We start from the raw sequence: 10016 nt of genomic DNA on the forward strand, positions 1-10016 counted from the left end.
GGCGTCAGACCGTGGTGCCGGTCGCGGCCGCGGCATCCTCGGCGGGGAGGCTGGCCAGCAGCTCGCGGGCCTTCTCCACCTTCACGTGGCCCGCCTTCACCAGCAGGTTGGCGATCTTCTCCACCCAGTCGCCTCGCGCGCCCGCCGTCACCGCCACGCAGCGCGCGTGCATCGCCATGTGGCCCTTCTGGATGCCCACGCTGCCCAGCGCCCGGAGCGCCGCGAAGTTCTGCGCCAGGCCCACCGCCGCGAACACCATGGCGAGCTCTCGCACCGACGTGGTCTGCATCAGCTTGAGCGCCATCTGCACGCCCGGGTGGATCTTGATGGGCCCGCCCACCGTCCCCAGCGCCATGGGCAGCTCGATGCGGCCCACCAGGTGGCCCTCTTCCAGGTACCAGGTGGACAGCGGCCGGTACTGCCCGTTGCGGCAGGCGAACGCGTGCGCGCCCGCTTCAATGGCGCGCCAGTCCTGCCCCGTGGCGATGGCCACCGAGTCAATGCCGTTCATCACGCCCTTGTTGTGCGTGGCCGCGCGGTACGGGTCCGCCTCCGCGAAGCGGCTGGCCTGGGCGATGCCCTCGGCGATCTCCTCGGCCGGCATCTCGAAGTCCGCCAGCAGCGGGATGGGGATGCGGCACATGGCGCGCGCCAGCCGGCGGTCCGCCAGGTTGGAGAGGATGCGCAGGTACACCTTGCCGCCCGTCACCTGCTCGATGAGCGGCGCCACGCCCTCCGCCATGGTGTTGATGAGGTTGGCCCCCATCGCCTCCTGGGCGTCAATGATGAGGTGGACGATGAGCAGCGGCTCGCCGCGCGGCCCTTCCGGGGCCGGCAGCACGCGAACCTCGACGTCCTTCGCCCCGCCGCCACGCGCCACCATGGCCGGGTGGAAGCTGTTGGCCAGCGCGAGAATCTGCTCCTTGTGCTCCAGGATGCGCTCGGTGGCCACCGTCGGGTCGCCGTAGCGCGACACCTGCACCTGGCCAATCATCAGCGACGGGTCCGCCTCGCCGATGAAGCCGCCCGCCTCCCGGACAATCTTCGCCGCGAAGGACACCGCCGCCACGACGGACGGCTCCTCCACCGCCATGGGCACCAGGTAGTCACGTCCGTTGACCTGGAGGTTGAGGCCCAGGCCCAGCGGGAGGGAGAAGGTCCCCACCGCGTTCTCAATCATCTGGTTCGCCAGGACAGGCTGGAGCGCCTCCGAGCCCAGCAGCTGCTGCAGGTCCTCGGGCGTGAGCCGGAACATGCGGGAGAGGTGCGCGTGGCGCTCCTCCATCGGCAGCTTGTGGAACCCGGGAAGCCGGGACGTCACGGTGTCAGACATGTTCTTCCTTCCAGACTTCGGCGCGGCCACCCTCTACAGCGCCGCCAACCAATCCTTCAACTCTCCGGTGACCACCCGGGGCCGCTGTCTCAGTTCAGCGCAGCTTCTGCTTCCCGTCAGCACGAGCGCCTGCCGCAGACTCGCCAGGATGACCTCCAGCGCCGCCTCCGCCGCCTCGAGCCCACCCGCCTGCTGCGCCCGGAACAACGGCAGCGCCATGCCAGCCAGGTTCGCCCCCAGCGCCAGCACCTTGGCCGCGTCCAGCCCCGTGCGCAGGCCACCGCTCGCCACCAGGTGGACGTCCGGGCCCACGGCCCGGCGCACGGAGGCCAACGCCGCCGCCGTGGGAATGCCCCACGCGCTGAACTCCGCCCCCAACTGTGCCTGTACGCCCGACGCGCGAAGTTGTTCCACGCGCACCCAGGACGTCCCGCCCAGACCGGACACGTCGATGTTCCGCACGCCCAGGTCCACCAACCGCCGCGCGACGTCCGGGCCAATGCCGCAGCCCGTCTCCTTCACCAGCAGCCGGTCGCCAAAGGCCTTCACCAGCAGCTCCACCACGCGGTAGCCGCCCTGGAAGTCCCGGTCGCCTTCCGGCTGCGTCAGCTCCTGGCCCGCGTTGAGGTGCAGCGCCAGCCCGTCCGCGCCAATGCCGTCCACCAGCCGGCGCGTCCCATCCACGCCCAGCCCGATGGCCTGGAACATGCCGATGTTGCCCAGGAGCGCCACCGTGGGCGCCACCTGCCGCACCTGGAAGGACGCGGCCCGCGAGGCGTCCTCCGACATGGCGCGCTGGCTGCCCACGCCGAAGGCCAGGCCGTGGCGCTCGGCGAGCAGCGCCAGGTCGCGATTCACCGCACCCGCACGCTCCGTCCCACCCGTCATGCCGGTGACGAGCAGCGGGTAGCGCAGCCGCTTGCCCAGGAAGGCCGTGGACAGGTCCACGTCCTCCACGGACATTTCCGGCATCGCGCAGTGGACCAGCTTGACGCACTCCAGCAGGGTGCTGTTTCCGCTGGGTTCGACGTCCCCCGTCGAGCAAAGGTCGAGATGCGCGTCCTTGCGTCTGGCAGTGATGTCGTCGCCCATCTCGTTGAAGTCCGGTCCGCCTGGGTGCCACGGCGCGTAAGTGCCCGAATGACCGAGGTTTCCTAGCAAGCCCGGCGGCCAAGGCGCAAGCCAAAGGGCCCGGGCGGTCAGTCCCGGCGTGTGGGTGGACGCTGGCGCCTTGTGGGCGGTATGAGCGCCGCGTGAGCGCCCCCCCGACCCACGTGGTTGTCTTCCTGCACAGCGGCGACTACGACCGCGTGCACCAAGGCCTGTCCATCGCCGCCGCCGCAGTGGCCTCTGGCCGCAAGGCGGAGGTGTACCTCTTCTGGTGGGCCCTGGAGCGCTTCCTCGATGGGGCGCTCGACGACCCGGACTTCATGGGTCGCGATGACGTCACCAACCGCTTCGAGTCGCGTGGGATGCCCACGTTGCGTGCCCTCCTCACACACCTGACCGATTCAGGACGCTTCACGCTGGCCGGGTGCACGGGCTCGCTGGGCGCCCTGGGAGCGGAAGCGCGGGCGGATGCCAGTGGCATCGCCCTGTGGCTGGGCTGGAGCGCCATCCTCCAGCGCACCGCGGGCGTGACGGACCGCTTCTATCTCTAGAAGCGAGACGCCGCCCGCGGTGGTGTCCGGGCTTCAGATGCCCAGCTTGACGCCCACGATGACGGCCCGAGGCGCGTTGGGCCGGGCACCGTAGGGACGGCGCGACACGACGGCCTGCTCGTCCAGGATGTTGCGCGCGCTCAGGTACAGCTGCCCCCAGCGGGAGAAGTTCCAACTCGCGTTGACGTCGAACGTCAGCAGCGCGTCCGTCAGCAGCTCCGGAGACACCTCGCCCTGCCCCGCCTGCTCGCGCATGGCGTCCACATAGAAGGCGCTCAGGGCCAGGCCGCCCCAGGACGTCTCCACGCCCGCGGTGGCGTAGAGCTGGTGCTGGGGCACGTAGGGCAGCTCGTCGCCCGCACGCACGTTGCCGAACTGCGGGTCCGCCGACTGGAAGTCCTCACGCAGCCGCGTGCGCGTGAAGGTGTAGGACAGCGAGACGGGGAACGTCACGCCCCCGCCCGGACGGAAGGTCTTCTCACCGAAGACTTCCAGGCCGTAGATGTAGGCCTTGCCCGCGTCCGTCTGCCGGTCGAGGGCGTCGTTGAGACAGCCGCTGGAGAACGTGCAGATGTCGGTGAGGTTCGAGTAGTCGTTGAAGAAGCCCACCGCCTCCAGCCGCTCGCCACGGCGGGTCCACCGCGCGCCGGCCTCGTAGTTGATGCTCTTCTCCGGCAGCACCGCGTCCGGCTGTCCGGGCGCCGGGGGCGAGAAGCCGCGATAGGCGCCCGCGAACAGGCCCAGCTCGCGCGTCAGTGCACCGTAGATGCCCATGCCCGGCATGAGCACCTCCAGCGCGCCGCTCGACTCGGTGCCCGTCATGTGGTTCCGCGACGCCGAGCGGATGATTTCCATGCGCACGCCCGGCGTCAGCACCAGGGGCCCCCAGCCGATGGCGTCCGTCGCGTGCAGGGCGAGGGCGTGCGTGGAGTCCTTGTTGTCGGCCGTCGTGTACGTGGGCTCGCTGGTCCACACGAGCTGGCCGCCCTGCATCAGGAAGGCATCCTCGGTATGGAGGCGGCGGATGCTGTCGTAGTGGAAGCGCGCGCCCAGCTCGAGGTTGTGGCTCAGCGGCCCGGTGGTGGCCGTCCAACGCGCGATGCTCTGGAGTCCCTGGGACACGTACGTGCGGTCGTTGGGGCCGATGAGCAGCGCGTCCTGGGACGACGACGTGTCCAGCTCGCCCGTGAGCACGCCGTAGTAGATGGAGTTGCGCGCGCTCGCGGGGTCCGCCAACACGCTGGCGATGGAGGCGCCGCGGAAGCGGTTCACCTTGCGCCACACCCGGCTCAGGTCATGCCGGTAGACGGACGTCGTCACGGCCAGCCCGCCCGCTTCGAGCTCGTGGCTGAGCACCACCTGCGTGCGGTGCCACTTCATGTGGTCCAGGGCGCTCGCGACGTAGCGGCGCAGCGGCGCGGCGGCGAAGTCCGCGCTGCTCAGGCCCAGGTACGTCTCGTTCGAGTCCTCGTCCGAGTAGCCCAGCTTGAGCTGGAGCGTCTGGCGCACGGGGCCCTCGGGGACGAGCAGGTAGCTGCCCTTGGCCATCCACTCGTTGCGGGTGAAGCCCGTGTTGCCGCCAACGGTGTCCAGCTCCTTGAAGCCGTCACTGCGCAGGTGGACGCCTTCGAGCAGGAAGCCCGCGCGCTCGGTGCTGGCGCCGAAGACGCCGTGGGCCTTGCCGTAGAGGTACTCGCCGCCCGCCACGTCCAGCCAGGCGGACTCGGACGCGGGGATGTCCCGGGTGATGAACTCCACGGAGCCGCCCACCGTCTGCGGTCCCTGCTGGATGGCCGAGGGCCCCTTGAGCACGCGGATGCTCTGCATGCGCGTGGCCAGCGGGAAGTAGTAGGCCGCCGGCGCGGAGTACGGCGCGGGGCCGAAGAGGACACCGTCCTCCAAAAGGGTGACCTTCTTGCTGCGGTCCGGATTGACGCCGCGCAAGCCCACGTTCGGCCGCAGGCCAAAGCCGTCCTCGCCGCGGGAGTACACACCGGGCACCGTCTGGAGGATGGCGGCCGGGTCATCGCGCTCGAAGCGCTCCAACTGCGCGGGCTTGAGCACGTGGATGGAGCCGCTCGTGCGCGCCTCCGAGGTGCCCACCACCACGCTCTCGAATCTCTTCTCCACCGCCTCGGGTGAAGGCTCCAGCACCAGTGGCTCGCCCGCGGGGGGCTCGATGGCCAGCGGCGCGTCGCCCACGGGCGCCTGCGCCGGCTCGGCCTGCTGCGCCTCCTCGGCGGCGGTGTCCTGCGCCTGCGGCGCTTCAGGGACGACGACGGTGTCCTGCGCCTGCGGCGCTTCAGGAACGGCGGCGGCGTCCTGCACCTGCGACGGCTCGGGAGCCACGGCGGCGGCGTCCTGGGGCGGCTCGGACTGCGCCGCGGCCGGGGAGGCCCATGCCAGCAAGAGCGCAGGAAGTGTCCAGCTCCGCGCCCACATCAGCTTCTGCTCGAACAGTGCCATCTGAAGCGTTTCGACCTTGTCTGACCGGGATGTCCGACGACTCAAAAGCCAGGAGCCAGGGCTGGAGGCCCGCCCGCGCGCGGACCGCCCTCCCCGGCTCCTGCTTCTACACTGCGTCAGCGATTACCGCTTCTCAATGGGACCGCCGATGACGATCTTTCCATCCGACTGGATGGCGATGCCGCGAGCGGCCTCCTCGGTGCCCGCGGTCGCGACGTTGATCTTCGCGATGCCGCCGGTGCCGAAGGTCGTGTCGAGGTTGCCCTCGGTGGTGAAGCGCGCCACCACCATCTGGTTGTCCCCGTTGTCGCCACCCTCGGTCACGAAGCCCGCCGCGTAGATGCGGTTGGTCGAGTCGAAGGCAACGGACCAGAAGCGGTCGTTCTCCGTGGTGGAGATCGGCGTGGCCTTGATGATGACCTCCTCCGCCGAACCGTTCGTGGGGATGATGGCGAGGATGCCGTCGGCGTTCTGGTTGCCACCCGCGCGGTAACCCACCGCGGCGGCCCAGTTGCCGTCAGACGACTTGGCCACGCCGAAGAAGGCCTGCTCCGGGCGGTCGAGGCTGAAGGTCTTGTAGCCTTCCGGCGCGAAGGTCGTGTCCGGCTGGCCGTCCTGCGTCTGCATCAGGAGGAGGGCCTGGATGTTCTGCGCGCCCAGGGAGCCGCTGCCCACGTGCAGGACGCGGTCGTCGTTCAGGACCACCAGGTTGCGGCCGCGGTCGTCGTCACCTACCAGGTCCAGCACCACGGCGCCGCCGGTGCCCCACGTCGGGTCGAGCGCGCCCGTCGAGGTGTAGCGGAAGGACACCAGGTCCACCTTGCCAGAGGACGCGGAGCGGCCGTAGCCGGTCGTCACGTAGCTGCCGTTGGACTGCATGCCCGCGGCGTAGGCCTCGGCCATGCCCCACTCGGGGTTGGTCTCGCTCTGGGCCTGGAACGGCGCGGACGTCACGACGCCCTTCCAGCCGAACGAGTCGTCCGCCTTGCCGTTGTCGTTCAGGCGCTGCAGCACGATGCGGTTGGCCGCCTGCGCACCCACGCCCGTGGGCATGGAGGTGTAGCCGGACGTCATGATCTTGCCGTCCGGCTGGATGAAGCCGTAGCGCATGCCGTCGTTCAGGTTGGACAGGTTGAGGACGCTGAACCCGTTGGGCGTCTCGGTCGAGCCGAACGTCGTGTCCAGCGCGCCCGTCGCCGTCAGGCGGGCCACCACGCGGTCGGTGTCCACGCGCGTACCGTCCGCGCGCTTGTTGCCGAACAGCACGATGCGGTCCGTGCCGTCCACGCGCACGTCCCACAGCGAGTCACGCGTGCCGTCGCGGCCGGTGCCAAAGTCCACGTGCGTCACGCCGCCCGCACCGAACGTCGTGTCGTGCGTACCGTCCTCGTTGAAGCGGACCACCGCGATGTCGCTGTCCAGCGCGCCGGTGCCGGCGTCAGGCGTCGGGTTCGTGCCCGCGTCCGTACCGGCGTCCGTGTTGGTGCCCGCGTCAGGCGTCGGAGTGGGCTCGTCGTCGTCGCCACAACCCGTCATGCACGCCAGCGTGAGCGCCAACGCGGCTCCACGCACCAGGAAGCTACGGTGCTTCACCGTCTTCAACATGATGTTTCCCCTCGCTCAGGAACTTGTCGAACTGCAAACGATAATCGTTATCAGTTTCTTCGTGTCCGCCTCGTACTCCGGAAGACCGCGACGGGTCAACACCCAACCTGTGGAAACTCGCACGTTTCCCCGGCAAACTTTGAAGTTGATTGTCATTAACAACATCGGCGTGTTAGCGAGCCCGGACATGAACACCGAGTCATCGCGCCCCCTCTCCGTCCTGCGTGCGCGCGCCATCGCGCTCGCGGTGCCCGCCCTCCTCTCGCTGTCCGCGTGCAAGTCGGACAAGGTGACCCCGCCGGACGCAGGGACGGACAATCCGGGCGACACGGTGGCCGCGACGCGCGCCGCGCTGCTGGAGTCGTCCGGAGCCTGTGTGCTGCAGACGGCACGTGAGTTCCAGACCGCGGCCACCGCGCTGGAGAGCGCCGTCGCGGCCCACGCGGCCACGCCGGATGCCACCACGCGAGACACCGCGCGCGAGGCCTACCACCAGGCCATGGACGTGTGGCAGATGGCGGAGGTGATGCAGTTCGGTCCCGCCGCGCCCCGCAGCCTCCCGGGCGGCGCGGAGATTCGCGACAACATCTACTCGTGGCCCCTGGTCAGCCGGTGCGCCATCGAGGAGCAGCTCGTCAACCGAAGCTATGAGTCGGAGAGCTTCGACAGCTCACTGGTGAGCCGCCGCGGCCTGTACGCGCTGGAGTACCTGCTCTTCTTCGAGGGCAACGACACCGCCTGCCCTGGCACCTCCGTCATCGTGTCCCAGGGCACGTGGGCGGCGCTGTCCGCGGACGAGCGGGCCGCGCGCAAGCGGGCGTACGCCGCCGTGGTGGCCGCCGACGTCCACCGCCGCGCGGACGCGCTGGTGAACGCGTGGGCCCCGGACCAGGAGAATTTCGGCCGGACGTTGACGACGGCGGGCTCCGGCAATGCCGTGTACCCCTCCACGCAGGCGGCGCTGAACTCCGTGAGCGACGCCATCTTCTACTTCGAGCGCGAGGTGAAGGACCTCAAGGTGGCACGGCCGCTGGCGCTGCGTGACTGCGCCACGTCGACGTGCCCCGAACACCTGGAGTCACAGTTCGCCGCGCGCTCGAAGGCGAACATCCGGGCCAACCTGGTGGGCTACCGGCGCATCACGGAAGGCTGCGGCGAGAACTTCTCCGGCACGGGCTTCGACGACCTGCTGGAGGCCTCGGGCGCCGACGCGCTGGCGGCGAAGCTGCGCGAGCGCAACGCGGCGGCGGCAGCGGGCATCGACGCTGTTCCGGGTGAAGACCTGGCGACGGTCCTGGCTCAGGACAAGGCCGCGATGCGTACGATGTACGACGTCATCAAGAGCGTGACGGACGTGCTCAAGACGGAGCTCGTCACCGTGCTGGACCTGGAGCTGCCCCAGTCCGTCGAGGGGGACAATGACTGAGGTGGCGTCCGGCGAGCGCCCCGCTTCCGGGCGCATCTGGAAGGTGCTGCTGGCGCCGCGAGACATCGCGGCGCTGGTGGCGTTCCGCGTGGCGCTGGGGCTGCTCATCTTCGTCTCGGCGGTCCGGTTCCTCGCATATGGCTGGGTGGACGTGCTGTTCACCGGCCCCCGCTTCCACTTCACCTACTGGGGCTTCGGCTGGGTGCCCGCGCTGCCGGCGCCGTGGATGCACACTGTCTTCGCGGCGCTCGCGATACTCGGGCTCTGCATGGCGGCGGGCCTCTTCTACCGCGTGACAGTGGGCCTGCTGTTCGTCGCCTTCTCCTACGTCCAGCTCGTGGACGTCAGCAACTACCTCAATCACTACTACCTGGTGAGCCTGCTCCTCGGGCTGATGCTCATCGTGCCGGCGCACCGGGCCTTCTCGGTGGATGCCTGGCGCAAGCCCGCGCTGCGCAGTGACTGGCTGCCCTCGTGGTGCACGCTGCTGCTGCGCTTCCAGGTGGGCGTGGTCTACGTCTTCGCGGGGCTGGCGAAGCTGACCGGTGACTGGCTGCTCCATGCCCAGCCGCTCAGCATCTGGCTGTCGGCTCGGACGAGCCTGCCCGTCATCGGTCCCATGCTCGACGAGCCCTGGGTCGCCTACGTCGCGGCCTGGTCGGGATTCCTCTTCGACACCACCATCGTCGTCTTCCTCCTCACCCGGAAGCTGCGGCCCTTCGCCTATGTGGTGGTGCTCGGGTTCCACGCGGCCACCTCCGCGCTGTTTCCCATTGGCATGTTCCCCTTCATCATGGTCACCGGGGCCCTGGTCTTCTTCGAAGCCTCCTGGCCACGGCGGCTGTTCCACGGGCTGCGCGCCCGCCTCGCGCGGACGTCCGTCGCGACTTCGGCCGCCTCGGAAACGCCCGCGACGCCCGCCCCGAGCGCTCCCGGCTGGAAGGGACAGGTGGCGCTCGGACTGGCCCTGACCTACGCCGTCGTGCAGGTCGCCATTCCGCTGCGCACCCACCTCTACGGCGGCAACGTCCTGTGGCACGAGCAGGGCATGCGCTTCTCCTGGCGAGTGATGGCGCGCGAGAAGAACGGCAGCGTGACATTCATCGTCCGCGACCCGGCGTCGGACCGGGAATGGCACGTCGCGCCCAGCCAGTACCTCACCCGCCTCCAGGAGCGGGAGATGTCGGTGCAGCCGGACCTCATCCTCCAGTTGGCGCGGCACATCGCCCGGGACTTCGAGGCGCAGGGCAAGGGCCGCGTCCAGGTCCACGTCGACGCCCAGGTGTCCCTCAATGGCCGCCCCGCGGAGCTGCTGGTGGACCCGGACGTGGACCTCGCTCGAGAGGTGGACAGCCTCGCGCCCAAGCGGTGGATCCGCCCCGCGCCGGAGTCGCCGCCCATCCGCTTGCGCGCTCCGCTGCGCGGCGCGACGGCCGAGCGCCCGTAGGAGCGGGGCGCGGTAATGGGCAAGGGGCTGGGTGGAGGGTGCGCCGTTGCAGCCAGGCCCCCTGCCCCCTGCCCCCTC

General features: G+C 69.9%; 7 protein-coding genes. 3 read left to right on the plus strand and 4 right to left on the minus strand.

Annotated elements, in window-relative coordinates:
* Window positions 1-4: 4 nt before the first annotated feature.
* Window positions 5-1333 (minus strand): hydroxymethylglutaryl-CoA reductase, degradative, encoded by a 1329-nt coding sequence (locus FMQ63_RS25310; protein ID WP_011554996.1) that lies wholly within the window; start codon window positions 1331-1333, stop codon window positions 5-7.
* 33 nt (window positions 1334-1366) lie between these two features.
* Window positions 1367-2425 carry a type 2 isopentenyl-diphosphate Delta-isomerase gene (gene fni / locus FMQ63_RS25315; protein ID WP_011554997.1) on the minus strand — a complete coding sequence of 353 codons (1059 nt, stop codon included), beginning with the start codon at window positions 2423-2425 and terminating at the stop codon, window positions 1367-1369.
* 161 nt (window positions 2426-2586) lie between these two features.
* On the opposite strand from fni, the gene FMQ63_RS25320 reads away from it, so the two are divergent.
* Window positions 2587-2994, plus strand: coding sequence for a hypothetical protein (locus FMQ63_RS25320; protein WP_225887899.1), 408 nt, complete (start codon window positions 2587-2589; stop codon window positions 2992-2994).
* Window positions 2995-3027: 33 nt separating this feature from the next.
* Here FMQ63_RS25320 and FMQ63_RS25325 read toward each other — a convergent pair whose 3' ends face one another.
* Together FMQ63_RS25325 and FMQ63_RS25330 are read right to left on the minus strand one after the other, a co-directional pair.
* Window positions 3028-5460: a TonB-dependent receptor gene (locus FMQ63_RS25325; protein WP_020478671.1), complete on the minus strand. Its 2433-nt coding sequence runs from the start codon at window positions 5458-5460 to the stop codon at window positions 3028-3030.
* 123 nt (window positions 5461-5583) lie between these two features.
* Window positions 5584-7065 carry a hypothetical protein gene (locus FMQ63_RS25330; RefSeq protein ID WP_011555000.1) on the minus strand — a complete coding sequence of 494 codons (1482 nt, stop codon included), beginning with the start codon at window positions 7063-7065 and terminating at the stop codon, window positions 5584-5586.
* 187 nt (window positions 7066-7252) lie between these two features.
* Between FMQ63_RS25330 and FMQ63_RS25335 the strand changes: the two genes are divergently transcribed.
* On the plus strand, window positions 7253-8491 hold the full coding sequence (locus tag FMQ63_RS25335) for an imelysin family protein (protein WP_216609213.1): 1239 nt from the start codon (window positions 7253-7255) through the stop codon (window positions 8489-8491).
* A complete protein-coding gene (locus FMQ63_RS25340; protein WP_020478670.1) occupies window positions 8484-9938 on the plus strand; it encodes an HTTM domain-containing protein in 1455 nt (484 codons plus the stop codon). The genes FMQ63_RS25335 and FMQ63_RS25340 overlap by 8 nt, the downstream gene beginning before the upstream one ends.
* The last annotated feature ends 78 nt before the right edge of the window (window positions 9939-10016 follow it).

It is taken from the genome of Myxococcus sp. CA005, assembly GCF_006518205.1.
GTDB lineage: Bacteria > Myxococcota > Myxococcia > Myxococcales > Myxococcaceae > Myxococcus > Myxococcus xanthus.

Coding starts and splice junctions, on each gene's coding strand:
- FMQ63_RS25335 (WP_216609213.1), top strand. CDS start 7,253: ATGAACACCGAGTCATCGCGCCCCCTCTCCGTCCTGCGTGCGCGCGCC.
- FMQ63_RS25310 (WP_011554996.1), bottom strand. CDS start 1,333: ATGTCTGACACCGTGACGTCCCGGCTTCCCGGGTTCCACAAGCTGCCG.
- fni (WP_011554997.1), bottom strand. CDS start 2,425: ATGGGCGACGACATCACTGCCAGACGCAAGGACGCGCATCTCGACCTT.
- FMQ63_RS25340 (WP_020478670.1), top strand. CDS start 8,484: ATGACTGAGGTGGCGTCCGGCGAGCGCCCCGCTTCCGGGCGCATCTGG.
- FMQ63_RS25325 (WP_020478671.1), bottom strand. CDS start 5,460: ATGGCACTGTTCGAGCAGAAGCTGATGTGGGCGCGGAGCTGGACACTT.
- FMQ63_RS25330 (WP_011555000.1), bottom strand. CDS start 7,065: ATGTTGAAGACGGTGAAGCACCGTAGCTTCCTGGTGCGTGGAGCCGCG.